We start from the raw sequence: 25,723 nt of genomic DNA on the forward strand, positions 1-25,723 counted from the left end.
TACTAATGTTATGGTACTTCAAAAGTATGTTAGCAGTGCATTTTCTCCAAACAATTAAGATAAACGGTAAAAAAAACCGATGAAATGCACGTTTTAACCTTTCATTATGCTTTAATACGCTCTAGCGTCTTTTCCTTCGTAGAAATTCATAAAAGCTCGATTCACTACTCTATTCCCTCCTGGAGTCGGATAATCACCTGTAAAGTACCAATCCCCAAGGTTCTTAGGACATGCAATATGCAAATCTTCTACTGTTTGGAATATGATTTTTACTTCAGCTTTAATCTCTGGCGAACTTAACATTTCTGCGATCTTATCCGAAACTTCTTGTGGTTCAAATGGCGCATAAATTGCAGTAACATAATTTACAACATCTGTGTCTAAATAATTCTCCTGCGCTTTACACTTAGCATAAACCTCGTCTACTATATGATATAAATTACGTTCTTTTAACAATTCTAAAGCAGCTCTAAAAGCAACCAATCCTTCCAACTTTGCCATATCGATTCCATAACAATCTGGAAAACGAATTTGCGGAGCTGATGATACAATTACAATTCGTTTTGGATTTAAACGATCCATCATTTTTATGATGCTCATCTTAAGCGTAGTTCCACGAACAATACTATCATCAATAATAACTAAGTTATCTGTTGGTTTTATAACCCCATATGTTACATCGTATACGTGAGCAACTAAGCCATCACGACTACTATCCTCTGTAATAAAGGTTCTTAATTTAGCATCTTTAATAGCTACTTTCTCTGTACGTATTTTTACAGCAAGCAGTTCTTGCAATGTATCTGCAGTAAGCGTATTTCTATTTGCTATTATATAATTATTTTTTCTCTGATTCAAGAAATCCTGAGCAGCTTCAACTAAACCATAAAAAGAAGTTTCGGCCGTATTAGGGATGTAAGAAAAAACGGTGTTGTCTGTATCGCTATCAATTGAATTTAAAACTGCAGGCAAAATTAATCTACCTAAATTTTTACGTTCTTGATATATTTCGGCATCACTTCCTCTTGAAAAATAAATTCTTTCAAATGAACATGCTTTTTTAACTGTAGGTGTTAAAATTTCTTCCATCGAAACTTTTCCACTTTTTTTAATGATTAACGCATTTCCTGGCTCAATTTCCTGAACGCTATCAAATGGTACATTAAAAACAGTTTGAATAACTGGTCTCTCTGATGCTACAACTACAACCTCATCATCTTGATAAAAATAAGCTGGACGAATCCCAGCTGGATCTCTAAAAACAAATGCATCACCATGACCTAATAATCCAGCCATTGCGTATCCTCCATCTAAGTTTTTAGCTGAACGCATTAATATTTTTCCAATATCTAATCGATCTGCAATAACAGGCGAAGCATCTCTTTTTGAGTATCCTTCTTCTTTACAATCCTGATATAATGCCATTACTTCTTTATCAAGAAAGTGACCAATTTTTTCCATAACGGTAACTGTATCCGCCATTTCTTTAGGATGCTGCCCAAGTTCAACCAAATTTTCGAAAAGCTCTTTAACATTAGTCATGTTAAAATTACCTGCCAATATAAGATTACGATGCATCCAGTTACTCTGACGTAAAAAAGGATGTACACTTTCTATGCTATTTTTTCCAAAAGTTCCATAACGAACATGTCCTAAAAACAGCTCTCCTATATATGGAATATTTTCTTTTTGAAGTGCAACGTTTCCAGCATATTCAGGATGTGCAGCCATTTCTTCATTGATACGGTCGTTTATTTGAGCAAAAACGTCACGTATAGGTTGTGAGTGATTTGAACGAACTCTACTTATATATCGTTGTCCTGGCTCAACATCTAATTTGATGCTTGCAAAACCAGCACCATCTTGTCCACGGTTATGTTGCTTTTCCATCATAAGATACATTTTCTCTATCCCATAAAAAGCTGTTCCGTATTTTTCTTTGTAAAATTCAAGCGGTTTAAGAAGTCTAACCAAAGCTATACCACATTCGTGTTTTAAAGCGTCGCTCATTGTATTTGTGTTTGTGTTGTTGTTGTAGTTTGTACTATTTTGTAATAACAAAATTAAAAAAGCCCCGTGAACGAGGCTTAATTCTTTATAGTTCTATATCAAACTGAGTTAGTGATTTAAATTGTTTCAATCTAGCCACTACTTCGTTTTTATCTAATGCTACCATTCTTTCTGTTCCGAATTTCTCTACACAAAAAGAAGCTAAATTCGATCCATAAATCACAGCGTTCTTCATATTAGTGTATGAAATATTTTCACTCTGTGTAATAAATCCTGCAAATCCTCCTGCAAAAGTATCTCCTGCTCCTGTTGGATCAAAGACATCTTCTAAAGGCAATGCTGGTGCAAAAAACACCTCTTTATCATGAAATAACAATGCTCCATGTTCTCCTTTCTTGATTACCACATATTTTGGCCCAAGTGTATGAATCTTTGCTGCTGCTTTAACTAATGAATATTCTCCCGAAAGTTGTCTCGCTTCTTCATCATTGATTGTAATTACATCAACACGTTTTATAACATCTAGTAATTCTGGCAAAGCACAATCCATCCAAAAGTTCATTGTATCCAAAACTACTAATTTTGGTTTTGACTCCATTTGATCCAAAACACTACTTTGTACCAAAGGATGCAAGTTTCCTAGCATTACAACATCAGAATCCTTGAAGTTTTGTGGAACTTTAGGTTGAAAATCTGCCAATACATTAAGTTCTGTTGCTAGCGTATCTCTTGAATTAAGGTCGTTATGATAAAGTCCACTCCAAAAGAAAGTTTTTCCACCTTCTACAATTTCTAATCCAGAAATATCAATATTTCTTGACTTTAACAAATCTAAATGTTCTTGAGGAAAATCATCTCCAACTACAGAAACAATAGCCGATTGTAGGTTGAAAAACGATGCCGACAAACCAATATATGTCGCTGCACCACCTAATATTTTATCTGTTTTCCCAAAAGGGGTTTCAATCGCATCGAAAGCAACCGTTCCGACAATCAGTAATTTATTCATTTTATGAATTTCGAATTAAGGTGCAAAGATACTTTATAAGTTTCAGAGTTGCAACGGTTCGTTGTACCAAAATTTTCATAAAAATAAAAACCAAATAAAAAAATCAAATTACTTAAAAATCAATCATTTACAAATAAAAAACAACTGTTAATTTCTTACAATATCAAGAATAAATCAATCGATAATTTTCAAGAAAAACAACTTAGAATCTATATTTTTTATCATAATAATTCTTCAATAATGAAATCTGAACTAAAACCATTACAACAACAATCAAAACCGCATAAGAAGTGTTTTTTGAAAACTGAAGCACTGGAATTAAATTATCTATTTTAGAATAACACAAAGTACTTATACTTAAATCACTACCCACAGCTTTATCAGGTGCAAAAACTACATATCCAATAAATACAACTAAACTCCCAAAAATAACTGCCCAAACCGATTTTGATATTAATGGTTTATATACAATTCTTTTCGTTTTCTGTAAAACCAAAACTTGCGACATGACTCTAGAGGTAAAATCTGCAGAAGGCTTTTGCATAGTACCTTCTGCCATTACTTTGTCAACTAGATTTTCGTAATATTTATCGCTCTCTTTCATAATAATCTAATATTTCAGGTTCTAATTGTTCTTTTAAGATAACTGCTAATTTTTTTCTGCTTCGAAATAATTTTATCTTAACATTATTAGCACTAATATCCATAATCTTGCCTATTTCATTTAAATTTTGGTCTTCAAAATAAAAAAGTGTCAACAAGAAACTTTCTTCACTCGGTAATAAATTTAAACAATTCTGAATATCCTGCTTTCTTTCCTGATCTTCTAAAATACTTAAAGCATTTGTTGTTGTTTTAACCACACACCCTTTAAGCTCATCAATAACTACATTGTGTTCTTCTTTTTTATTCTTCTTTAAATAATCCAAACATGTATTGTATGCAATTTTATAAATCCAGGTAGAGAACTTAGAATCTCCTTTAAACTTACCCAAAGAATTAAAAATTTTGATGAAAGTATCCTGAGAAACTTCTTCAGCAACTTCTCTGTTTTTCACCATCTTTACGGCCAAAGTAAAAATCATATCTTTATAACGATCAACCAATACAGCAAACATATTGACCTCTCCTAGAAGAACCTGATTGATATAATACTGATCATTTACTTTATCCATGTCCTATATGACGACTATAATCACATTAAGGTTACAACTAAATTAAAAAAATATTTTGGTAAAATCTGTAACCTCAGTTAAACATCTTTCGTCATATGGAATATCAATCAATTAAATTTAAAAAATTATGGGTCCACAAATGTTAATACCAATTAGTCTTTTCCTAATGATCTTTGGAATTGCCTATCTTATTTTTTCTACCAGAAACAGAGAACGTTTAGCTCTTATAGAAAAAGGTATAGATGCTAGTATTTTTTCAAATAGCAAAAGCAATACTACTCCTATATGGAAAGTACTTGTTTTAAATTTAGCTTTTTTACTAATAGGAAGTGGAATTGGAATTTTTATCGCCTTGCTTATTACAACTTACACCTCTCTTCAGGATGGCGCTGTATATCCTGCTACTATTTTTACGATGGCAGGAATTGGGCTACTTATCGGATTTAATAAATCTAAAGATTTAAACAATAATTAAATCTCTCTTGATTTCTATAAATAACGTGTCTAAGAAATATATCTCAGACACGTTATTATTTTTATGCTTCTTTTGAACCTATATCTTCATAATAGGCATCAATTGACAGTTGTTTTTGCATCGAAGCCATTACGGCCAATTGATCACATCGCTCATTTTGAGGATGATTGTTGTGTCCTTTTATCCACTTAAAATCTACTTGGTGTTTTCGATAAACAATCAGAAAACGTTTCCATAAATCGGGATTTTTTCTCCCAACAAATTTTTTCTTTTCCCATCCAAAAACCCATTTTTTCAAAACAGAATCTACTACATATTTCGAATCCGAAATAACAAGTACTTTCATATTTGGCTTTTTAAGTTTTTCAAGACCTACTATTACAGCCAAAAGTTCCATTCTATTATTTGTTGTTAGTCGAAATCCCTCATAATATTCTTTTTTATGTGGCGTTCCAACCAATTCCATAACCACTCCATACCCGCCATTGCCAGGATTTCCCTTAGCCGCACCATCTGTATATATATGTACTTCGTGTTGATTCATTTTAGACTTCTTAGATATTAGACTCGCTTTATTAGACTACTTAGAGCTTAGACTTGCTTCGCTCTTAGACTTCTTAGATTCTTAGACTCGCTTAGATTTTTTTAAATTGTTCGATTAATTGGATTATTAAACAATTAGTCTCTTTTATGATAACTTCAAAATTCATAAAAAACATCAATTCTTTTTTAAATCCAGAATAAAATTTATGACCCCAATTAAAGTCTAAGAATCTAAGAAGTCTAAGCGAGTCTAATTAATCTATCAATAACTTCTGGAAAATGCTTCTGCTCTAATTCATGAATTTTAGCTGCCACGTCTTCCGCTGTATCAGTAGGCAATAGCGCTACTTTTTCCTGGAAAATAATTGCACCTTCATCATAATTTTCATTTACATAATGAATGCTTATTCCTGTCTCTTTCTCTTTATTTTCGACTATTGCCCTGTGAATGTGCATTCCATACATTCCTTTCCCTCCATAATTAGGTAATAATGCTGGATGTATGTTAATTATTTTATTAGGATACACTTCGATGATGTGTTTTGGAAATTGAAGTAAGAAACCAGCCAAAATAATCAAATCTGGGTCGATTAATTTTATTTTTCGTAATACATTACCTTCAATTAATTCCGTTTTAGTGAAAATTTCGACCTTTACTTGATAGTTTTTTGCTCTTTCAATTACTTTCGCATTGGCGTTATTAGTAAACACAGAAACTACATTTGCAATTTGTGTTTCGGCAAAATATTTTATTATATTTTCAGCATTACTCCCTGAACCTGAGGCAAAAACGATTATTTTTTTCATAGTCGAATTAATTTATTTTTTGCAAAAAACGGAATAAAAAACCAAAATAAATAACATTCGAACCCCTTTGTTGAAATAAATTTTATAAATTAGTGTTACATTTATTAACTAAATCGTGGTTTTAAAATAAAGTTTTTTATTTTTGCCAACAAATTAAATTCTAAAATTAAAGATTATGTCAGACATTGCATCAAGAGTAAAAGCGATTATCGTAGACAAATTAGGTGTTGACGAAAACGAAGTTGTAACAGAAGCAAGCTTCACTAATGATTTAGGAGCTGACTCATTAGACACTGTTGAGCTTATTATGGAATTCGAAAAAGAATTTGATATTCAAATTCCAGACGATCAAGCAGAAAACATTGCTACTGTTGGTCAAGCTATTTCTTATATCGAGGAAGCTAAAAAATAATAAATTCCCACCCGATTTTTTTATAAACTATAAAAAGTCGGGTGTTATTATTTTTTATTAAAAATTTAAATTTTGGGTTGATTTTCAATCAAAAAAATATATTTATATTGTAATACCCATGGTTCTTTTGTAATATAATACAATCAAGAAAGCATGGGTTTTATTTGTTTAAAGCTAATAAAACACATTATTTATGGTATTAAGGCGAGTTGTTGTAACAGGATTAGGTGCACTTACCCCTATTGGAAATAACATTCAGGAGTATTGGAACGCGCTTATTAATGGAGTTAGCGGTGCTGCCCCAATAACGTATTACGATACAGAGAAACATAAAACGAAATTTGCATGTGAAGTAAAGAACTTCAACATCGAAGATTTTATGGATCGTAAAGAATCACGCAGACTTGATAAATTTGCACAATATGCAGTTGCTGCAAGTGACGAAGCTATAAAAGATGCTGGACTTACAGATGACAATATCGACAAACAAAGAGTTGGTGTTATCTGGGGAGCTGGAATTGGTGGTTTAGAAACTTTTCAAGAAGAGGTAATGTACTACTCTAAAGGAGACGGAACACCAAAATTCAATCCGTTTTTTATTCCTAAAATGATTGCTGATATTGCTCCCGCACACATTTCTATGAGAAATGGCTATATGGGACCAAATTATACAACTGTTTCTGCTTGCGCATCTTCTGCCAATGCACTTATTGATGCTTTCAACTACATCCGTTTAGGAATGTGCGATGTTATCATCTCTGGTGGATCTGAAGCTGCTATTACAATTGCAGGAATGGGAGGTTTTAACTCTATGCACGCTTTATCAACTAGAAACGAAAGCCCTGAGTCTGCATCAAGACCTTTTGACGCTACTCGTGATGGTTTTGTTTTAGGTGAAGGAGCTGGAGCATTGGTACTTGAAGATTACGAACATGCAAAAGCACGTGGAGCAAAAATTTATTGCGAAATTGGCGGAGGCGGAATGTCATCTGATGCATACCACTTAACTGCACCACATCCGGAAGGACTTGGAGTTATTGCCGTAATGAACAATACATTACGTGATGCTGGTATGAAACCTGAAGATGTTGATCATATTAATACACACGGTACATCTACTCCACTTGGAGATGTTGCCGAGTTAAAAGCGATTAGTGCTGTTTTTGGTGATCACGCTAAAAACATCAATATCAACTCTACTAAATCTATGACTGGACACTTACTGGGTGCTGCTGGAGCTATCGAAGCAATTGCTTCTATCCTAGCGATGAAACACAGTATTATACCTCCAACAATCAACCATACAGTTGTTGACGAGAGAATAGATCCTTCATTAAATTTAACACTAAACAAACCTCAACAAAGAGAAGTAAATGTTGCAATGAGCAATACTTTCGGTTTTGGAGGTCACAATGCTTGTGTTTTATTTAAAAAATTAGTTGACTAGTTTTCGTATGAGTATTTTCAAAAAAATATTTTCAAAATCCCGTTCTCAAGAAGACGGGATTTTTTTTGATTCTATTCAAAAAATACTTGGGTTTCCGCCTATTTCGATTCAGTTTTATAAGAAAGCCTTTACACATCGTTCTTCTAATAGACTGGATGAAAATGGACATCCCATTAACTATGAACGTCTAGAATTTCTAGGAGACGCAATGTTAAGTGCTGTTATTGCTGCACATTTATTCAATAAAGCTCCTGCTGGAGACGAAGGTTACTTAACCAAAATGCGTTCTAAAATCGTAAGTAGAGAGCATTTAAACGACCTTGGGAAAGATTTAAATCTTGTTCAGTTTATCGAAAGTAAAGTACCACTGCAACATTTTGGAGAAAACATTCATGGTAATATCTTCGAATCACTTATCGGAGCTATTTACTTAGACAGAGGCTATGCGTATTGTGAAAAGTTCATTCAAAATAGCGTAATTAGTCCTTATGTTGACATTACTCGACTTGAAGGTAAGGTAATAAGTTACAAAAGCTTGGTTATCGAATGGTGCCAGAAAGAAAAAAAGATATTTCATTACGATATTTTTGAAGATAATGGCATTGGTGGCGAACGCCTATTTGGTGTTAAATTAAGCATTGATGATAAAGTAGTCGCAAGAGCGCGAGCCACTTCCAAAAAGAAGGCAGAAGAGAAAGCATCGCAACGTGCTTATTTTGCTTTTCAAGAAAAAATGGACAAAAAATAAACCTGATTTTCTTAAAACTATATCGTTTTCGTTTATAAATTAACAAAAACATACCAAACTTAACTATTGAACCAGCAATAGAAATAGTATATTTACAACTTATTTTTTCAGGAAATGGCTATTCATAAATTAGAATTAGGCGAATTTGATGAAATTGATTATAATTTGATTGCCATACATACTTCTATGGAAGATTATAGATTGGCTTATTTTATCAATCAAAATTTCCCAGTTCTTTTGAGTAAAAGTAAAAATGAAATTCAAATTAATGTCAAAGAAGGTGAGACTCATTTTTCACGATTTGATTACTATGACGAAGAAAAAGAACTTTACTGGGATCTGATTCAGAATAAAAACGAAGTCATTCAAAATTCACCAAATGACAATCAGGATTTATTTTCAGACACTTCGATGGAAGTAGCCACAAAAGTATATTTACTACCTGAGTTTAAAAAAGTTGATTATTTTTTAAAAATTGAAAAGAGTGAGGAAGCTTTCGATATATTAAAAATACAACAAATATTAAATGCCATTGATACTATCTCAACGGTTTATATAGTTGATACAAATAAAATAAAGTCAAAAAACAATTTAATTTTTTAATAGAAATGCTTACAAACAAAAAAACCAAAATTGTAGCCACACTTGGCCCTGCATGTGGTACTAGAGAGATCATAAAAGACATGATCGAAGCAGGTGTGAACGTATTTAGAGTTAATTTTTCGCATGCAGATTACGAAGGTGTAAAAGAGAAAATCAATATCATTAGAGGACTTAACGAAGAGTTTGGCTATACCACAGCTATCCTTGGAGATTTACAAGGTCCTAAACTTCGAGTAGGAGTAATGGAAGAAGGTGTTGTAGTAAACGATGGTGATGTAATCACTTTTACTACTGCTGAAGACATTATTGGTACTGCCAAAAAAGTTTTCATGAAGTACCAAAACTTTCCAAATGATGTAAATCCTGGAGAGCGTATTTTACTTGACGACGGAAAACTTATCTTTGAAATCCTTACAACAGATAAAAAATCTGAGGTTACTGCTGTAGTTATTCAAGGTGGTGAACTAAAATCTAAAAAAGGAGTTAATCTTCCTAATACAAAAATATCTTTACCTGCATTGACTGAGAAAGATATCGCTGATGCAATTTTTGCTATTGAACAAAAAGTAGATTGGATCGCTCTTTCATTTGTAAAAACACCACGTGATTTACAAGACTTACAAGAGTTGATTGCAAAACACTCGGATGTTAAAATTCCAATCGTTGCTAAAATCGAAATGCCTGAAGCATTAGAGAACATGGATAAAATTGTTGCTTATTGCGACGCTTTAATGGTTGCTCGTGGAGATTTAGGAGTTGAACTTCCTGCTCACGAAGTACCTTTAGTTCAAAAAGAATTAATCCGTAGAGCAAAAACGGCACGTATTCCTGTAATCGTGGCAACACAAATGATGGAAACAATGATCACTAGCTTAACACCTACTCGTGCAGAAGTTAATGACGTTGCTAACTCTGTTATGGATGGTGCTGATGCTGTAATGCTTTCTGGCGAAACTGCTGCAGGAAATTACCCTGTTCAGGTTATCCAAAAAATGACACAAATTATCGAAGCTGTTGAAGACTCTCCGCTAATTCATGTTCCACAAAATACTCCACAAATTAAAACAAATCGTTTTATTACTAAAACAATTTGTCAGCAAGCAGCTATTATGGCTAACGTCATAAAAGCAAAAGCAATTTGTACACTTACAAACAGTGGATATACTGCTTTCCAAATTTCGGCTTGGAGACCATCTGCTCATATTCTAGTATTTACTTCTAACAAAAGAATCTTAACTCAATTAAGTCTTTTATGGGGAGTTAAATCTTATTACTATGACAAAGATGTAAGTACAGATGATACTGTGACTGATGTTAATCAAATCGTAAAAGATAAAGGATATGTTGTAAAAGGAGATTACTTAATCAACTTAGCAGCAATGCCTATTAAAGACAAAGGAATGGTTAACACCGTGAGAGTTTCTGAAATAGACTAAACTACTTCCTATTCAAAATATTAAATCCGTCTTGTATTCTTAATACTCGACGGATTTTTATTTTATAAATTTAAACCACTTCGCAAGTTGCATTATGCAAAATTGGAAAATTGCATGAATTGGCTATAAAACATAATTGGTTTGCTTTTTTATGTAACTCTAATGCAAGTTCAATTTTATCAGGATTTGCAATCGTAACTTTTGGATTCAATCGAACTTCGGTAAAACGTCCGCTTCCATCAGAATCAACTTCTAGTGTCGCCTCTGCTTTATCTGAATAAGCAAGTACCTCAACCCCATTTTGACTACAAACATAGAAGTAAGACATCATATGACACGAAACCAAGCTACTTAATAGCATATCTTCTGGATTATATAACTTTGGGTTACCTTTAAAAGCTTTTGCGGCAGAAACGCTTAAAACAGGTTTGCCTTCAATTATAATCTCATGATCCTTAGGATTTCGTTTCTCTTCATTTTCATTAGGCCCCCATTTAACCTCTGCTTTGAATAAATGCTTAAATCCCATACTATCTTTAGTTTAAAAACTACAATAACAAAACTACTAATTACAATGAATTACGCATGATCAAGGAGGATTTGTTCTCGATGTTTTGTTTTTTTCCTGATAAAACCATCTTTGCCATTATTTTCCCCATTTCCTCAAAATTTGTTGAAATAGTCGTTATTCCATTTTCTACTACTTTTTTTAATGGAGTTTCGTTATAGGAGATAATTCCAAAATCAACACCCAGCTTTAAATCTTGACGTTTAGATTTTTCTATAACCCGAACTAGATCTCTATCGTTTGGAATTATATATACCTCTCCTACCTTAACCTCCCTTTCTCTAAACTCAGTGATCACTTCATTTTCAAATGAAAAATCATTACAAAAATTCAAGAAACCTACTTTCATTCCAAGTGGCTCTCTAAAACCAGGGAAAATCATAATAAGCTTTTTGTATTTATCTAATTTAGGTTTTCCTTTTACTAACGCATCGTAAATATCTTTTGGAAAATTTTGACAAACAGATGGATATGCTTTTAAAGCTTCATTAGTCTGATCCAAAATATAAACTTCATTTACTGGTAGGGTATTTATGCATGAAGCGGCATCAGCTAAATCGGTTGGCATGATTATATATTTTGTGTACGCTCCATTATTGTCATTTATCAATTTCTTAAAAACCTTTGTATTAAAATAATAAAAAAAGATATCGACTTGTACCTCTTCGCCTATGCTCCTCAAGAAGGAAATGTAAATGTCTTCTTTAAAATTATTGAGTTCATCAAAAAGAAGAAAAATTCTCTCTTTAATCGTGATTTCAACACTTTTAATATAATATCCCTTTCCTGGTATGGCATAAATAATACCTCTCTTTTTTAGTTCATCATAAGCCTGCAAGACAGTATCTCTTGATAAAGTATAAGCCAAACATACTTTATTTACCGATGGCAACCTATCTCCTTTTTTTAGATTTTTCTTGTTTATACTATTCTCAATCGAAGCTATAATTTGTTTGTATTTTGGAATACCTAGATTATTTTGGATAGAAATTATATTCATAAGAGTTCGGTTTTTATGCAATATACAAAAAACTGGTAGGTGCTGGTATGAATCATGTCAATATATACATATTTTTGAATTTCATTTTTCACAAAAAAATAATGAAAATAAAACACAAATCACATTATACAGACCTAAACACAAAAGAATTCTTTGGTATTTTGCCGGACAACAATGCTATTCATTCTTATAAATTGACCAATAGAAACGGTATGCAAGCCACTATTATCGACTATGGCGCGACTGTTACATCTTTGATGATCCCTCTTGAAAATGGAGACCTTATAGATGTAGTTTTGGGTTTTGATAATTTAGAAAAATATTTAAAATCATATTCGCTCACGGACTCCCCTTATTTTGGCGCTACAATAGGCCGTTATGCTGGCAGAATAAATAACGGAATTTTTACCTTAAACGACAAAACATATCTTTTAAACAAGAACAATAATAATCATTCTATTCATGGTGGAATTGTTGGTTTTTCTGAGAAAAAATGGGAGATCGAAAATGTTACTGATGGCGAAAATCCATCAATAACAATGTCTCTTTTAAGCCCAGCCAATGAAGAAAATTACCCTGGAGATTTGTCTGTAAGTTTAACATATACGTTATCTGAAGACAACGAGTTACAGCTAGAATATAATGCTACCACAACAGCAGATACAATTATAAATTTAACAAATCATAGTTATTTTAATCTTAATGGGCATGATTCGAGTGTAACTGATCAAGAAATAATTGTAAATTCAGATAAAATATTAGAAACAACATCGGAAAACATCCCAACAGGAAATGTATTAGATCTTTTTGGCCATCCGTTTGATTTTAGGACTCCTGCAAACTGTCCCTCTACCATTGATGATTCGTTTGTTATAGAAACCAAAAATGATATCGCTGCTGCTCTTTATAGTCCGACAAACGGATTGCGCATGACTGTATATACCAATCAACCAAGTGTTCATGTATTTGTAGGTGGTAACTGTTCGAATAAAATCAGAGGAAAAGAAGACGCTATTTACCACTCTTTAAGCGGCATTTGTTTTGAAGCTCAAAATTTTCCTGATGCCCCAAATCAGAATAAATTCCCCAATTCAGTACTTAGAAAAGAAGACAAATACTACCATAAAACGATTTACAAATTTCAATCTATCTAAAACCAAGTTACAATAACCACGAAATATAACTATATCAATTACCTTCCAAAATACTATTACCCATGAACCAAAACCTTGCTATTGCCGATTATATCGTTTTTATCATCTACTTTGTTGTAGTATCAACATATGGTTACACTATATATCGAAAACGCAAAAAGGATGAAAGAGATGCCAAAGCTTATTTTCTTGCTGAAGGCAATTTAACTTGGTGGGCAATTGGCGCTTCATTAATCGCTTCTAATATTTCGGCAGAACAATTTATCGGGATGAGTGGTGAAGGTTTCTTTTTAGGAATTGCTGTTGCCGCTTATGAATGGGTTGCCGCTATAACTTTAATAATTGTTGCCGTATGGTTTATTCCTGTTTATCTTAAAAACAAGATATACACTATGCCTCAATTTTTAAAGACACGTTATAATGAATCAACCGCTTTGATTATGGCCGTTTTTTGGCTGTTCTTGTATGTTTTTGTAAACCTAACTTCTATTTTATACTTAGGAGCTGTTGCAATTAATGGATTGGCTGGAGGGGAATATCTTCATGTTATTATGGTGGGATTAGCTCTTTTTGCTTTAATCATTTCCTTGGGAGGAATGAAAGTTGTTGCTTATACCGATGTTATTCAAGTTGCCGTATTAATCATAGGTGGATTAGTAACTTCTTATATCGCTTTAACGACTGTAGGGCATTATTTTGGTGTTGGGCAAAACGCAATTGCAGGTTTTAAAGTTTTGATGCAAGAAGCTCCGGAGCATTTTAAAATGATTATCCCAAAACCAACCGCAACTTCATCTCAACTAGAAATAGATAAATACTTAACTTTTCCTGGTTTATTATCTTACGTTGCTGGTATCTGGATTATCAATCTTAATTATTGGGGATGCAACCAATACATCACTCAAAGAGCACTTGGTGCCGACTTACAAACTGCACGCACTGGTATTTTATTTGCTGGTTTCTTAAAGTTATTAATGCCTGTGATTGTTATGCTACCAGGTATTGCAGCTTATGTGTTATATCAAAATGGTCATTTACCTCAACTTGTTGGAGGAAAAGATGGCGCTTACTCTGCTGTATTAACTTTTTTACCAACTGGATTAAAAGGACTTTCAGTTGCTGCCTTAACTGCAGCAATCGTAGCCTCATTAGCGGGTAAAGTAAATAGTATCTCGACTATTTACACACTAGACATTCATAAAAAATACATCCAAAAAGAAGCTGGTGAAAAACAACAAGTAAATATTGGTCGAATTGCTGTTTTTGCCGCAATGCTTCTGGCTGTTTTATTTACTTGGAATGATATTCTAGGAATTGGTGGTGTTGGTGGATTTACTTACATCCAAAAATATACTGGCTTTATAAGCCCTGGAGTTTTTGCTATGTTTATTCTTGGTATGTTCTGGAAAAGAACTACTGGAACTGCAGCTATTGTAGGTGTGATTTTAGGATTCGTATTGTCTGTTTTATTTAATGAATATGCCCCAATGATTTTTGGGAATGATACTTTATTATACACTGCTTATCCAAACGGGAAAGGAGCATATGAAATTCCGTTCCATATTTGCATGGGATTGTCTTTCTTCTTTACTACACTGGCTATGATTCTTATAAGTTTTGCAGGTCCAAAAGTAAATCCGAAGGCTTTTGAATTAGACACTACAATGTTTAAATTAAAACCACAAACCACCGTATTGATTGTAATAACTTTATTGATAATTGCCTCTTTATATGTTAAGTTCTGGTAATAATTAAAGTAGTACTCAATAGATAAAAGCATCAAATAAAATTCAAATAAGAAAACCCTAGTATAAACTAGGGTTTTCTTATTTCTTGCATTCCCATATTTAAAAGGTAAGCCATATTTTTAATTACATTATCATGTTTTTTAACAAATGGATTTTCTTCATCCCAAACATATCCAGCAAGAACGGCACAAATTTTTCGTTTCACATCTGGATTCTCTGGTTGATGAAAAAATAAAGTTTGTAAATTTCCTGTATACCATTCTTTTACATAAGTTGTAAAAACATTAATTCCACGCTTCATATAATCGGTAAATTCTGTTTCCCAATCTACAACAATACCTTGCGATTGTTTCAAATACAGTTTTGCAGCAAGCATACCTGATTCTGTTGCAAAAGCAACTCCCGATGAAAATACTGGATCCAAGAATTCAGTACTATTCCCAGTTAATGCAAATCCGTCTCCATACATTTTCTTTACTGAACGTGAATAATTTTCTAACTTTATAGGTTCGAACAAAAACTCGATTCCTCCAAATCTTTTAATATAATAATCCGAAAGTTGAATCGCATTTTTTAAAGCTTCACTATTATTTTTATTTTCAGAAAGTGAATTAATAAAATCTGTAGGCCCAACAACTCCTAAACTTGTGTTTCCGTTAGAAAAAGGAATTACCCATAACCAAACTTCGGTTTCAAGAACATCAAATGAAATTAATGTCCCTTCTTCTCCTTCTGGTCTGTTACTATCTTTTACATGTGTAAAAATAGAAGAATGCGGATCTAATGCTGACGGCTTGTCTAAATCTAAAAGTCTAGGTAAAACTCTACCATAACCACTCGAATCTATAATAAATTTGGCATGAATCTCTTTTAAATTTCCATCCTTATCCTTTACAATTGTTTTTGAATTACTTCCTTCAAAAAAAACTTCAATAACTTCTGACTCAAATTCTAGATCAATTCCTTTTCGTATTAATTCCTGAGCCATTGTATTGTCAAAATCAGCTCTGGGCACTTGCCAAGTCCAATCCCAGCCTTCAGAAAATTTATCAGAAAAATCAAAAACACAAATTTCATTTCCTCTAATAAATCGTGCACCTAGCTTCTTCTCAAAATTCATAGCATTTAGACTATCGAATAATTCAGCCTCAGCAAAGTGGTCCATAACTCTTGGTATCAAACTCTCACCAACAACAATTCTAGGAAATTTTGTCTTTTCAACGACCTTTATTTTGCAATTATTTTTATGCAAATAAGCAGCCGATACACATCCAGATGGCCCCGCACCTATTACTAAAACATCAACAAACTCCTTTAACATATTCGAATTGCTATTAATTATTAACTTACATTTGCCATCATCAAAATAACTACATTTATTTTAATAAATAAAATTAATTTAGCATAATCAAAAAGGGTTAAATGAATACAATTGGCGAATATTTAAGTTTAAAAGAATTTGAATCTATAATCTTTAGTAATGCTAAAATTGACATCAGTAAAATTGTCTTAGACCGCGTAAATGAAAGCTTTGACTTCTTGAAAGAGTTCTCAAAAAATAAAATTATTTATGGCGTAAATACTGGTTTTGGACCAATGGCACAATATCGTATCAAAGATGAGGACCAAATTCAACTACAATATAATCTAATAAGAAGCCACTCTTCAGGAACTGGCAAACCTTTAAATCCTCTTTTTGTAAAAGCAGCTATTCTAGCACGATTAAATACACTTTCTTTAGGGAATTCTGGCGTACATCCGTCGGTAATTCATTTAATGAAAGAATTTATAAATAGAGATATTACTCCGTTAATTTTTGAACATGGGGGAGTTGGAGCAAGTGGCGATTTAGTTCAACTATCTCATTTGGCACTAACCCTAATTGGTGAAGGAGAAGTTTTTTACAAAGGCGAAAGAAAAACTACAAAAGAGGTTTTCGAAATTGAAAATCTATCGCCAATTCAAGTAGAAATAAGAGAAGGTCTTGCTCTTATAAACGGAACCTCAGTAATGACTGGAATAGGGGTTGTAAATGTACATCATGCCAACAAATTACTAGATTGGTCTTTGAAATTCTCCTGCACAATAAATGAACTTGTACAAGCTTATGATGACCATTTTTCAGAAGAATTAAATCAAACAAAACGTCACAAAGGACAACGAGAAGTAGCTGCAAGAATGAGACAAAATCTCTCAGACAGCACTTTAATTCGCAAAAGAGAAGATCATTTATATACAGGTGAAAACACTCAAGAAATATTTAAAGAAAAAGTACAGGAATATTACTCTTTAAGATGTGTACCGCAAATTCTAGGTCCAATCTTGGAGACCATCAACAATGCAGGTTCAATTCTAGAAGACGAATTTAACTCGGCAAATGACAATCCTATTATAGATGTAAAAAACAAGCATGTATATCATGGTGGTAATTTTCATGGTGATTATATCTCACTAGAAATGGACAAACTAAAAATTGTAGTAACTAAGCTTACTATGCTTGCTGAACGCCAATTGAATTATTTATTAAATTCAAAAATTAATGAAATCCTTCCTCCATTTGTTAATCTTGGAACTTTAGGATTTAATTTTGGAATGCAGGGAGTTCAGTTTACAGCAACCTCAACGACAGCTGAAAGCCAAATGTTGTCTAACCCAATGTATGTACACAGTATCCCAAACAATAACGACAATCAAGATATTGTAAGTATGGGAACAAATGCTGCCGTAATTACTGCCAAAGTGATCGAAAACTCTTTTGAAGTTTTAGCAATTGAACTGATTACCATTGTTCAAGCAATTGATTACTTAGAACAAAAAGATCAAATTTCGTCTGCATCTAAAAAAATATATGACGATATTAGAGCAATTATTCCTAAATTTAAAGAAGATCAGGTTATGTATCCTTTTGTTCAAAAAGTAAAAGACTACCTCATAAATAATTAATATTTTATTTCATATTATTAATCTTGAATCTTAAAATCATGAAAAAAACACTTATTTTTTTATTACTATGCAGTATTCAATTTGTTAATAGTCAAGAACTGGCATTAATTAAAAAAAATGGAAAATATGGATATCTTACCAAAGAAGGAACCTTCCGTATTGAACCTCAATATAAAAATGCTAAAAGCTTTTTTGATGGTTTAGCTGCTGTAGAAGAAAATGGAAAGTGGGGATTTATTGATACTAAAGGGGCTTGGGCAATCCCTGCAACTTTTGATAATGTAAAAGATTTCAATAGTGGTATATCTATTGTATATAAAGATAAAAAATGGTTTTACATCAATACCAAAGGAGAAGTTCAAATCGCACCTCCTACAGACAAGTTATATGATTTTGGAGATGGTGTCGCTTTTATAAAGCAAGGAAACAAGATCGGATTAATCAATTCGAAAATGGCAATTGTTTTAGAACCAAAATATGATGTTATCAAACCATTTGAAAACGGTTTTGCAAGAGTTCAAAACAATAAAAATTGGGGAATCATAAATACTGATGGAAAAGAAATCATAGAACCTGCATATTCAGAAATAGGTAATTATTACAGAAACACAGCCTGGGCCAAAAAAGACAAAGTTTTAGGATTAGTAACTGCTGGAAAATTTATTCCTGTAGAAGGCGCTGATAGAATTTGGGATTTTGAAACTCAAGATTTAACATATGCCAGAAAAGATGGGAAAGTTGGATTCATTGACATAAAAGGGAACTGGACAATTCTTCCTATATATGACAAGGCTAAAGCTTTTTCTAAAAATTTAGCTCCAGTTTGTATCGGATTTAAATGGGGCTACATTAACCCTAAAGCAGAATTTATTATTCCGCCAACGTATAGCGATGCAGAAGTTTTTAGTACAAACGGATTAGCTCCTGTGAAAGAAAAGAACTGGGGATTTATTAATGAAACAGGGAAATTAGTAATCCCAACTCAATACGGTATAACGGCAAACGCATTCATCGTTGCTTTATTTACTCAACAAGACAAAGGATTCATAAATGGCTTAGCTAGAGTGAAAAATGAAGGCAAATGGGGATTTCTAAAACCTGACGGAACTGTATTAGGCAATCAATGGTTCGAGAACGCCGAATTGTTTTCGCAGACAAAAGAAAAAAATACGACAAGCGAAATCGCTACTGATAAGCAGAAAACAGAAACTAAACCAACTGCAAAACCAATAACAAAACCGACAACAAAGTCAGTAAATAAAAAAAAGCGATAATATATCGACCTATAAAAAAATAAAATTTACATATTTATGAAATGCGCATTAGTAACTGGTGGTTCACGAGGAATTGGGAGTGCTATTTGTAAAAAATTAGCTGTAGATACAGAGTACCATATTCTGATTAATTATCATTCAAATAAAATTGCCGCTGAACAAACACTTGAAGAAGTCTTAAAATTAGGTGCAACTGCCGAGATTATACAATTTGATGTTTCAAATTTTGAAGAAGTACAACGTGTTTTAACCAAATGGCAGGATGCAAATCCTGAAGCAATTGTTGAGGCAATTGTAAACAATGCCGGAATTACAAAAGACGGCTTGTTTATGTGGATGTCACATGAAGACTGGAATGGTGTTATGAACACAAGTGTAGGTGGTTTTTTTAATGTCACACAATTTTTTATTCAAAAAATGCTCCGTAATAAATACGGACGTATTGTAAATATGGTTTCAGTTTCAGGAGTAAAAGGCACTCCGGGACAAACCAACTATTCTGCTGCAAAAGGCGCAATTGTAGCTGCTACTAAAGCATTGGCACAAGAAGTTGCCAAAAGAAACATTACCGTAAATGCAGTAGCGCCAGGATTTATAAGAACTGACATGACAAGCCAGCTGGACGAAAAAGAATTATTGAAATTGATTCCTGTTAATCGTTTTGGTGAAGCTGAAGAAGTTGCAAATTTGGTAAGCTTTTTGATTTCGAATAAATCAAGTTATATAACTGGTGAAGTTATAAACATAAACGGTGGTATATATTCTTAAAAAATTACTATAAAAAAGAAGATGAATAGGAGAGTTGTAATTACAGGAATGGGAATTTACTCATGTATCGGAACTTCATTAAATGAAGTAAAAGAATCCCTGTATAATGGAAAATCAGGAATACAATTTGATGCAGAAAGAAAAGAATTTGGTTTTCAATCGGCATTAACTGGTATGGTTCCGAGACCAGATTTAAAAAATTTATTGACCCGAAGACAACGTATGAGTATTGGTGAAGAAACCGAATATGCTTATATGGCTACTATAGAAGCATTAAAAAATGCTGGAATTGACGATTCTTTTTTCGACGATAACGAAGTTGGTATTATGTATGGTAATGATAGCGTTTCAAAAGCCGTTATTGATGCAACCGACATTGTTAGAGAAAAAAAAGATACAGCCCTAATTGGTTCAGGAGCAATTTTTAAGTCCATGAACTCAACTGTTACAATGAACCTTTCGACAATATTTAAGTTAAGAGGAATTAATTTAACTATAAGTGCCGCTTGTGCAAGTGGTTCACACGCTATAGGTCTTGCTTATTTTTTAATAAAAAGCGGATTTCAGGATATCATAATTTGTGGTGGTGCACAAGAAATCAACAAATATGCCATGAGCAGTTTTGATGGCTTAGGTGTATTTTCTACTGGAGATGTTGACCCTACCAAAGCTTCAAGACCTTTTGATTCTGGTCGAGATGGTTTAGTTCCTAGTGGTGGAGGCGCAACTCTAATTCTAGAAAGTTATGAATCGGCCATAAAACGTGGAGCGACTATAATTGCTGAAGTTGGCGGTTATGGATTTTCATCAAATGGAGGACATATTTCGACTCCAAATGTCGAAGGACCATCTGTAGCAATGCAAAGAGCTCTCGATGACGCAAAATTAAATGCTTCAGATATTGACTACATAAATGCACATGCCACTTCTACTCCTGTTGGAGATGAAAATGAAGCTAAAGCTATCTTCGAAATCTTTGGAAAAAGCAACCCCTATGTAAGTTCTACAAAATCAATGACAGGGCATGAATGCTGGATGGCAGGCGCTAGTGAAGTCATCTACTCTATCCTAATGATGCAAAATGACTTTATAGCTCCAAACATCAATTTAGAAACTCCTGACGAAGCAGCCACTAAATTAAATTTAGTCAAAACTACCTTAAATAAAAAAATTGATATATTTTTGTCCAATTCCTTCGGATTTGGAGGAACCAATTCTGCACTGGTAGTTAAAAAGTTTAAATTAAATAATGAATAAGCAAGAGATAATAGAAAAAATTAATGTTTTTTTGGTTGATGAATTTGAAGTTGATAATGATGATATTGAACCAAATGCTAATTTAAAAGATACTTTAGGACTAGATAGTTTAGACTATGTAGATTTAGTAGTATCTGTAGAGTCAAATTTTGGCGTAAAATTAGTTGAAGTTGATTTTGTTGGTATTGCTACTTTTCAAAACTTTTATGACCTTATCGAAACCAAACTAAAAGCTAAAACTGCTTAATGAGTGAATGGGATGGCAAATCAAAAGGAACAGTTTTAGGCTATAGAATATTCGTTTTTTTAATACAAAAAGCGGGTGTTAAATCTGCCTATTTCCTTTTATACTTTGTTGCTTCTTATTATTTTCTTTTCCTCAAAAAAAGCAATCGTGCCATCCTTTACTATTTTAACCAAAGACTAGGCTATTCTTATTTTAAATCTAAAAGAATGGTTTTCAAAAGCTACTATGTTTTTGGTCAAACCATAATTGATAAAGTCTCCATTTCTGCAGGAATGAGAGAAAAATTCACCTATGAATTTGATGGTATTGAATCGCTAAAAAAACTGATTGCAGAAAAAAAAGGTGGCATCTTAATTAGTGCTCATATTGGGAATTTTGAAATTGCGGAACATTTCTTCGAAGAAATAGACATTAATTTCCGAATCAATTTGATCACTACCGACTTGGAGCGTTCTGATATAAAAAAATTTTTAGAAAGCGTTACCGAAAAACCAACTGTCAACCATATAATTATAAAAGACGACTTATCTCATATTTTTGAGATCAACGCTGCCCTTGATCGAAACGAACTCATCTGTTTTACAGGTGATCGCTACCTTGAAGGATCTAAATCTTTATCTGGTATATTATTGGGCAAAGAAGCCGATTTTCCTGCAGGACCATTTTTAATAGCTTCTCGATTAAAAGTACCTGTTGTTTTTGTTTATGCAATGAAAGAACCAAATCTGCACTATCATTTATATGCACGTGAAGCGACTGTAAAATATCGTGATGAAAAAGGGTTATTAAATGCCTATATAGAAAACGTTGAATCCATCCTTCAAAAATACCCGCTTCAATGGTTTAATTATTTTGATTTTTGGAATCAATTAAAAAATAAAAGATGAATCAACTTCTTTAAATTGGACTTATACAAACGAACAAATAAAATCGAAAAATTAGTTTCCTAAATCATGACAAAACCTATTCTAGATAAAGAAGCAGTAGAAAGTTTATTACCGCAAAAATTTCCTTTTGTAATGGTAGACAAGATGTTTTCATTCAATGAAACTTCTTTAGTCGCAGGTTTAAAAATTAGAGATGAAAATATTTTTTTAGAAAATGGAGTTTTTTTAGAAGCTGGATTAATAGAACATATGGCTCAATCTGTGGCATTACATACTGGATATGTTTTTTTCTTAAAACAAGAAAAAGCACCTATAGGCTACATTGGCTCCATCAAACAAATTAATATAAAAAAATTACCAAATAGTAACGATGAAATTCAATCGTCGATAACTATTATACAAGAATTTGCAGGGATAACTCTAGTAGATATTGTTACTACATTAAATAACGAAGAAATTGCCAATGGTCAGATGAAAACCGTTTTGGCCAAATAATATATTTGAATATGTGCTTTAACAAATAGATCAGGTTATTCATTCAATCAAAAATCTGACTGTAAAATATAACAAGTCTATTAATTTTTCTCTTTTCAGTTTTAGTTTATTCTCAGGAAAAAACATCACAAAACAAAAACAACCTAACCAAATAAATCCTCTTACTCTTTCTAATTATGTAAGTAAGTAGGAATAGCATATAAAAAGCCTTTTAAACCTGCTATATTTGCAAAAATAAACGATTGGATTTTTCAAAATCTATTTCCTTAGCATATGACAAGAAAAAAAGAACAGTATAACGAAGCCATTGCATTAACAGTTAGCGAAGAAGTGAGAATTCGCTTTAACGAAACTGATGCCCTCGGAATCGTTTGGCACGGTTATTACATAACCTATTTTGAAGATGGTCGTGAAGCTTTTGGGCGTAAACACGGAATTACATATCTTGATATTGCCAAAAGCGGATATACAACACCAATCGTAAAATCAATTTGTGAACATAAATTATCTTTACGCTATGGCGATATTATACGAGTAGAAACAAGTATAGTAGATACTCCCGCAGCTAAAATAATTTTCAGATTCAAGATTTTTAATACCAATAATGAAATTGTTTGTACAGGCGAAACTGTTCAGGTATTTTTAAATAAAGAAGGAAGTTTAATGCTTACTAATCCTCCATTTTATGAAGAATGGAAACAAAAAGTAGGATTATTGAAGTAAATACAATTTCTCTCTTGCAAGGTTTTATTATAACCTTGTAGTAATCAATAGAAAATAGCTAACAGGTTTTAGAAACCTGTTAGGATAAGAACTTAAAAACTGACAGGAATAAAAAACATAAAATGACAAGAGCAGTATACATCACGCAAACCAATTGTATCACACCTTTAGGCTTTAATGTCCCATCAAACATTAAAGCTATCCTTAATGGTAAATCGGGTATTCTGTTGCATGAAGATCTCTCTTTAATGCCGATTCCTTTTTATGCTTCTATTATAAATGATGACGAACTGAATACCGCTTTCGCGAAAGTTAGTTCCAAAACCAACTATTCGAGAATAGAGAAAATGATGCTATTGGCATTAGAACCAATAATCAAAAATTCTAAAATAGATTTAGATTCAAAGACAGCCTTTATACTTTCGACCACAAAAGGGAATGTTACTGCATTAAAAAATGATTCACCTGAAAATTTTCAAAATGCGTATTTGCATACTTTGGCTCAAACAATAGCCGATTATTTTGGATTTACAACCCAACCAATTGTAGTTTCTAATGCTTGCGTATCTGGGATTTTAGCCATTTCGGTTGCCAAAAGACTACTACAAAGCGAGCTTTACGACAATATTTTTATCGTTGCTGGCGATGAAGTCTCAGAATTTGTTTTGTCTGGCTTTAATGCTTTTCAGGCAATGAGTAACTACCCATGCAGACCATATTCTTTAAACAGAACTGGTGTAAGTCTTGGCGAAGCTGCTGCTGCAGTTTTAATTTCTGCAAATCAGGCAACCGCAAAAATAAAAGTCGCAGGAGATAGTTCTATAAACGATGCCAATCATATTTCGGGCCCTTCTAGAACAGGCGAAGGTTTGTACCGAAGCATACAAAATGCCTTAAACGAAGCCCAAATAACACCTAAGAATATTGATTATATTTCGGCACACGGAACCGCAACTTCTTTTAATGACGAAATGGAAGCCATTGCTTTCAACCGATTAGAAATGGGAGCTGTTCCTGTAAATAGTCTGAAAGGTTTTTATGGTCATACCTTAGGCGCATCAGGCTTATTAGAAACCGTCATTGCGATTGAATCTGTACTTCAAAACAAGCTTTTTGTTTCATTAGGCTTTGATGAATTGGGCGTAAGTCAATCGATAAATGTTATTCAGAAAAACGAAGATAAAAATATCGAAACGTTCCTAAAAACAGCTTCTGGATTTGGAGGTTGTAATACGGCTGTCGTTTTTGAAAAAGTTAAACACGAATTACCCTAATTTTCACAGATTAACTGATAAAAAACATGAAATCATCAACAGGTATATTTGTATTCATTATTCTTCTTTCTTTTTTTGGATGTAAAAAAAAAGAAATTGAGAAAGTCGATAAACTACAATTTGAGAAGAGTGTCATCAATACTGTTTTTCTTGAAATAGTTGATTCAATATATATGGACAGAAGAGTTATGCTTCCACCACCATCTCCAAGAACAGATTTTAAAACAAATAAAAAAGATACCATTGGATATAATAATGAATTAAAAAAATATTGGCATTACCAAGATAGTATCAGAAATGATAAAAATAGAATTCTAATTGGTGTTTATGATGATGTAAAGAAAATTAGTCCTCAAGAAACTGAAATTCTTCCCAAAGAAATTAACCTTTCCAAATACTCTTATGACATTTCAAAAGAAACAGACGAATACAAATTTGATCTAAAAACTTTTGCAAATAATAAAAAATTTGACTTTCAATATACGTCTAAATACCCTCATCAACGAGATTGGGATTTAAATGATAAAAACAGTTCAATGCCTGTTGGAACTATTTCAGTATCAAGAATCCAGTTTAATAAAACAAAAACATCAGGGATACTATCTGCCGGTGCTTCTTGCGGAGGTGGAAGATGTGGAAGAGGCTTTTTAGTTATAATTGAGAATAAATCCGGGAAATGGAAAATTGCTAAAATTATCCATACTTGGGTTTCATAATATA

General features: G+C 32.7%; 27 protein-coding genes. 18 read left to right on the plus strand and 9 right to left on the minus strand.

Annotated features, from left to right (window positions below):
* Positions 1-111: 111 nt before the first annotated feature.
* From LPB87_RS14450 to LPB87_RS14465, 4 genes are all read right to left on the minus strand, one after another.
* Complete coding sequence (locus LPB87_RS14450; RefSeq protein WP_129540441.1) at positions 112-2,010, minus strand: amidophosphoribosyltransferase; 1,899 nt, start codon at positions 2,008-2,010, stop codon at positions 112-114.
* Positions 2,011-2,095: 85 nt separating this feature from the next.
* Positions 2,096-3,019, minus strand: coding sequence for a PfkB family carbohydrate kinase (locus LPB87_RS14455; RefSeq protein ID WP_129540440.1), 924 nt, complete (start codon positions 3,017-3,019; stop codon positions 2,096-2,098).
* A gap of 202 nt (positions 3,020-3,221) precedes the next feature.
* Entirely contained in the window at positions 3,222-3,623 is a 402-nt protein-coding gene (locus LPB87_RS14460; protein ID WP_129540439.1) for a hypothetical protein, read from the minus strand.
* Positions 3,607-4,194, minus strand: coding sequence for a sigma-70 family RNA polymerase sigma factor (locus LPB87_RS14465; RefSeq protein WP_129540438.1), 588 nt, complete (start codon positions 4,192-4,194; stop codon positions 3,607-3,609). The genes LPB87_RS14460 and LPB87_RS14465 overlap by 17 nt, the downstream gene beginning before the upstream one ends.
* Before the next feature lie 127 nt (positions 4,195-4,321).
* Between LPB87_RS14465 and LPB87_RS14470 the strand changes: the two genes are divergently transcribed.
* Positions 4,322-4,669: a DUF6249 domain-containing protein gene (locus LPB87_RS14470; RefSeq protein ID WP_129540437.1), complete on the plus strand. Its 348-nt coding sequence runs from the start codon at positions 4,322-4,324 to the stop codon at positions 4,667-4,669.
* 61 nt (positions 4,670-4,730) lie between these two features.
* Here LPB87_RS14470 and rnhA read toward each other — a convergent pair whose 3' ends face one another.
* Together rnhA and purN are read right to left on the minus strand one after the other, a co-directional pair.
* Entirely contained in the window at positions 4,731-5,213 is a 483-nt protein-coding gene (gene rnhA, locus LPB87_RS14475) for a ribonuclease HI (RefSeq protein ID WP_129540436.1), read from the minus strand.
* A gap of 239 nt (positions 5,214-5,452) precedes the next feature.
* Entirely contained in the window at positions 5,453-6,019 is a 567-nt protein-coding gene (purN, locus tag LPB87_RS14480) for a phosphoribosylglycinamide formyltransferase (RefSeq protein ID WP_129540435.1), read from the minus strand.
* A 175-nt stretch (positions 6,020-6,194) separates the two neighbouring features.
* On the opposite strand from purN, the gene LPB87_RS14485 reads away from it, so the two are divergent.
* From LPB87_RS14485 to pyk, 5 genes are all read left to right on the plus strand, one after another.
* The gene (locus LPB87_RS14485) at positions 6,195-6,431 is read left to right on the plus strand and encodes an acyl carrier protein (protein ID WP_007137004.1); all 237 of its coding nucleotides are present in this window, start codon (positions 6,195-6,197) and stop codon (positions 6,429-6,431) included.
* 193 nt (positions 6,432-6,624) lie between these two features.
* Complete coding sequence (fabF, locus tag LPB87_RS14490; protein WP_129540434.1) at positions 6,625-7,878, plus strand: beta-ketoacyl-ACP synthase II; 1,254 nt, start codon at positions 6,625-6,627, stop codon at positions 7,876-7,878.
* Between the two features lie 7 nt (positions 7,879-7,885).
* On the plus strand, positions 7,886-8,626 hold the full coding sequence (gene rnc / locus LPB87_RS14495; protein WP_129540433.1) for a ribonuclease III: 741 nt from the start codon (positions 7,886-7,888) through the stop codon (positions 8,624-8,626).
* 114 nt (positions 8,627-8,740) lie between these two features.
* Positions 8,741-9,229: an IPExxxVDY family protein gene (locus LPB87_RS14500; RefSeq protein ID WP_229989366.1), complete on the plus strand. Its 489-nt coding sequence runs from the start codon at positions 8,741-8,743 to the stop codon at positions 9,227-9,229.
* Between the two features lie 5 nt (positions 9,230-9,234).
* Positions 9,235-10,665 (plus strand): pyruvate kinase, encoded by a 1,431-nt coding sequence (pyk, locus tag LPB87_RS14505; RefSeq protein WP_129540432.1) that lies wholly within the window; start codon positions 9,235-9,237, stop codon positions 10,663-10,665.
* 70 nt (positions 10,666-10,735) lie between these two features.
* Here pyk and LPB87_RS14510 read toward each other — a convergent pair whose 3' ends face one another.
* Both LPB87_RS14510 and LPB87_RS14515 read right to left on the minus strand, forming a co-directional pair.
* The gene (locus LPB87_RS14510) at positions 10,736-11,194 is read right to left on the minus strand and encodes an OsmC family protein (protein WP_230728356.1); all 459 of its coding nucleotides are present in this window, start codon (positions 11,192-11,194) and stop codon (positions 10,736-10,738) included.
* Positions 11,195-11,234: 40 nt separating this feature from the next.
* A complete protein-coding gene (locus LPB87_RS14515) occupies positions 11,235-12,233 on the minus strand; it encodes a GntR family transcriptional regulator (protein ID WP_230728357.1) in 999 nt (332 codons plus the stop codon).
* A 101-nt stretch (positions 12,234-12,334) separates the two neighbouring features.
* Between LPB87_RS14515 and LPB87_RS14520 the strand changes: the two genes are divergently transcribed.
* Positions 12,335-13,387, plus strand: a complete 1,053-nt coding sequence (locus LPB87_RS14520; protein ID WP_230728358.1) for an aldose epimerase family protein — start codon at positions 12,335-12,337, stop codon at positions 13,385-13,387.
* Between the two features lie 62 nt (positions 13,388-13,449).
* Entirely contained in the window at positions 13,450-15,135 is a 1,686-nt protein-coding gene (locus LPB87_RS14525; protein WP_230728359.1) for a sodium/sugar symporter, read from the plus strand.
* A gap of 67 nt (positions 15,136-15,202) precedes the next feature.
* Here LPB87_RS14525 and LPB87_RS14530 read toward each other — a convergent pair whose 3' ends face one another.
* Positions 15,203-16,456: an NAD(P)/FAD-dependent oxidoreductase gene (locus tag LPB87_RS14530; RefSeq protein ID WP_230728360.1), complete on the minus strand. Its 1,254-nt coding sequence runs from the start codon at positions 16,454-16,456 to the stop codon at positions 15,203-15,205.
* A 101-nt stretch (positions 16,457-16,557) separates the two neighbouring features.
* Between LPB87_RS14530 and LPB87_RS14535 the strand changes: the two genes are divergently transcribed.
* The 10 genes from LPB87_RS14535 to LPB87_RS14580 all read left to right on the plus strand — a co-directional run bounded on the left by LPB87_RS14535 (position 16,558) and on the right by LPB87_RS14580 (position 25,719).
* The gene (locus LPB87_RS14535; protein ID WP_230728361.1) at positions 16,558-18,078 is read left to right on the plus strand and encodes an aromatic amino acid ammonia-lyase; all 1,521 of its coding nucleotides are present in this window, start codon (positions 16,558-16,560) and stop codon (positions 18,076-18,078) included.
* A gap of 38 nt (positions 18,079-18,116) precedes the next feature.
* A complete protein-coding gene (locus tag LPB87_RS14540) occupies positions 18,117-19,352 on the plus strand; it encodes a WG repeat-containing protein (RefSeq protein ID WP_230728362.1) in 1,236 nt (411 codons plus the stop codon).
* Between the two features lie 36 nt (positions 19,353-19,388).
* Entirely contained in the window at positions 19,389-20,120 is a 732-nt protein-coding gene (fabG, locus tag LPB87_RS14545; RefSeq protein WP_129540425.1) for a 3-oxoacyl-ACP reductase FabG, read from the plus strand.
* A gap of 21 nt (positions 20,121-20,141) precedes the next feature.
* On the plus strand, positions 20,142-21,377 hold the full coding sequence (locus tag LPB87_RS14550) for a beta-ketoacyl-[acyl-carrier-protein] synthase family protein (protein ID WP_230728363.1): 1,236 nt from the start codon (positions 20,142-20,144) through the stop codon (positions 21,375-21,377).
* Entirely contained in the window at positions 21,370-21,624 is a 255-nt protein-coding gene (locus tag LPB87_RS14555) for a phosphopantetheine-binding protein (RefSeq protein ID WP_129540423.1), read from the plus strand. Before LPB87_RS14550 ends, LPB87_RS14555 begins: the two co-directional genes overlap by 8 nt.
* On the plus strand, positions 21,624-22,511 hold the full coding sequence (locus LPB87_RS14560) for a lipid A biosynthesis acyltransferase (protein ID WP_230728364.1): 888 nt from the start codon (positions 21,624-21,626) through the stop codon (positions 22,509-22,511). The genes LPB87_RS14555 and LPB87_RS14560 overlap by 1 nt, the downstream gene beginning before the upstream one ends.
* A gap of 63 nt (positions 22,512-22,574) precedes the next feature.
* A complete protein-coding gene (locus tag LPB87_RS14565; protein ID WP_129540421.1) occupies positions 22,575-23,006 on the plus strand; it encodes a hypothetical protein in 432 nt (143 codons plus the stop codon).
* 273 nt (positions 23,007-23,279) lie between these two features.
* On the plus strand, positions 23,280-23,729 hold the full coding sequence (locus tag LPB87_RS14570) for an acyl-CoA thioesterase (protein ID WP_230728365.1): 450 nt from the start codon (positions 23,280-23,282) through the stop codon (positions 23,727-23,729).
* Positions 23,730-23,851: 122 nt separating this feature from the next.
* Positions 23,852-25,003: a beta-ketoacyl synthase N-terminal-like domain-containing protein gene (locus LPB87_RS14575; protein ID WP_230728366.1), complete on the plus strand. Its 1,152-nt coding sequence runs from the start codon at positions 23,852-23,854 to the stop codon at positions 25,001-25,003.
* Positions 25,004-25,029: 26 nt separating this feature from the next.
* Complete coding sequence (locus tag LPB87_RS14580; RefSeq protein ID WP_230728367.1) at positions 25,030-25,719, plus strand: hypothetical protein; 690 nt, start codon at positions 25,030-25,032, stop codon at positions 25,717-25,719.
* Positions 25,720-25,723: the final 4 nt, after the last annotated feature.

Source organism: Flavobacterium sp. EDS (assembly GCF_020991525.1).
In the GTDB taxonomy this organism is placed as follows: Bacteria; Bacteroidota; Bacteroidia; order Flavobacteriales; family Flavobacteriaceae; genus Flavobacterium.

Excerpts from the sequence above, each read along its gene's own strand:
- pyk (WP_129540432.1), top strand. The coding sequence starts at position 9,235 with ATGCTTACAAACAAAAAAACCAAAATTGTAGCCACACTTGGCCCTGCA.
- LPB87_RS14570 (WP_230728365.1), top strand. The coding sequence starts at position 23,280 with ATGACAAGAAAAAAAGAACAGTATAACGAAGCCATTGCATTAACAGTT.
- LPB87_RS14515 (WP_230728357.1), bottom strand. The coding sequence starts at position 12,233 with ATGAATATAATTTCTATCCAAAATAATCTAGGTATTCCAAAATACAAA.
- LPB87_RS14535 (WP_230728361.1), top strand. The coding sequence starts at position 16,558 with ATGAATACAATTGGCGAATATTTAAGTTTAAAAGAATTTGAATCTATA.
- LPB87_RS14575 (WP_230728366.1), top strand. The coding sequence starts at position 23,852 with ATGACAAGAGCAGTATACATCACGCAAACCAATTGTATCACACCTTTA.
- LPB87_RS14525 (WP_230728359.1), top strand. The coding sequence starts at position 13,450 with ATGAACCAAAACCTTGCTATTGCCGATTATATCGTTTTTATCATCTAC.
- LPB87_RS14455 (WP_129540440.1), bottom strand. The coding sequence starts at position 3,019 with ATGAATAAATTACTGATTGTCGGAACGGTTGCTTTCGATGCGATTGAA.
- LPB87_RS14485 (WP_007137004.1), top strand. The coding sequence starts at position 6,195 with ATGTCAGACATTGCATCAAGAGTAAAAGCGATTATCGTAGACAAATTA.
- fabF (WP_129540434.1), top strand. The coding sequence starts at position 6,625 with ATGGTATTAAGGCGAGTTGTTGTAACAGGATTAGGTGCACTTACCCCT.
- LPB87_RS14520 (WP_230728358.1), top strand. The coding sequence starts at position 12,335 with ATGAAAATAAAACACAAATCACATTATACAGACCTAAACACAAAAGAA.
- LPB87_RS14580 (WP_230728367.1), top strand. The coding sequence starts at position 25,030 with ATGAAATCATCAACAGGTATATTTGTATTCATTATTCTTCTTTCTTTT.
- LPB87_RS14470 (WP_129540437.1), top strand. The coding sequence starts at position 4,322 with ATGGGTCCACAAATGTTAATACCAATTAGTCTTTTCCTAATGATCTTT.
- LPB87_RS14555 (WP_129540423.1), top strand. The coding sequence starts at position 21,370 with ATGAATAAGCAAGAGATAATAGAAAAAATTAATGTTTTTTTGGTTGAT.
- LPB87_RS14540 (WP_230728362.1), top strand. The coding sequence starts at position 18,117 with ATGAAAAAAACACTTATTTTTTTATTACTATGCAGTATTCAATTTGTT.
- LPB87_RS14510 (WP_230728356.1), bottom strand. The coding sequence starts at position 11,194 with ATGGGATTTAAGCATTTATTCAAAGCAGAGGTTAAATGGGGGCCTAAT.
- LPB87_RS14465 (WP_129540438.1), bottom strand. The coding sequence starts at position 4,194 with ATGGATAAAGTAAATGATCAGTATTATATCAATCAGGTTCTTCTAGGA.
- LPB87_RS14460 (WP_129540439.1), bottom strand. The coding sequence starts at position 3,623 with ATGAAAGAGAGCGATAAATATTACGAAAATCTAGTTGACAAAGTAATG.
- rnhA (WP_129540436.1), bottom strand. The coding sequence starts at position 5,213 with ATGAATCAACACGAAGTACATATATATACAGATGGTGCGGCTAAGGGA.
- LPB87_RS14550 (WP_230728363.1), top strand. The coding sequence starts at position 20,142 with ATGAATAGGAGAGTTGTAATTACAGGAATGGGAATTTACTCATGTATC.
- LPB87_RS14530 (WP_230728360.1), bottom strand. The coding sequence starts at position 16,456 with ATGTTAAAGGAGTTTGTTGATGTTTTAGTAATAGGTGCGGGGCCATCT.
- fabG (WP_129540425.1), top strand. The coding sequence starts at position 19,389 with ATGAAATGCGCATTAGTAACTGGTGGTTCACGAGGAATTGGGAGTGCT.
- LPB87_RS14450 (WP_129540441.1), bottom strand. The coding sequence starts at position 2,010 with ATGAGCGACGCTTTAAAACACGAATGTGGTATAGCTTTGGTTAGACTT.
- LPB87_RS14500 (WP_229989366.1), top strand. The coding sequence starts at position 8,741 with ATGGCTATTCATAAATTAGAATTAGGCGAATTTGATGAAATTGATTAT.
- rnc (WP_129540433.1), top strand. The coding sequence starts at position 7,886 with ATGAGTATTTTCAAAAAAATATTTTCAAAATCCCGTTCTCAAGAAGAC.
- LPB87_RS14560 (WP_230728364.1), top strand. The coding sequence starts at position 21,624 with ATGAGTGAATGGGATGGCAAATCAAAAGGAACAGTTTTAGGCTATAGA.
- purN (WP_129540435.1), bottom strand. The coding sequence starts at position 6,019 with ATGAAAAAAATAATCGTTTTTGCCTCAGGTTCAGGGAGTAATGCTGAA.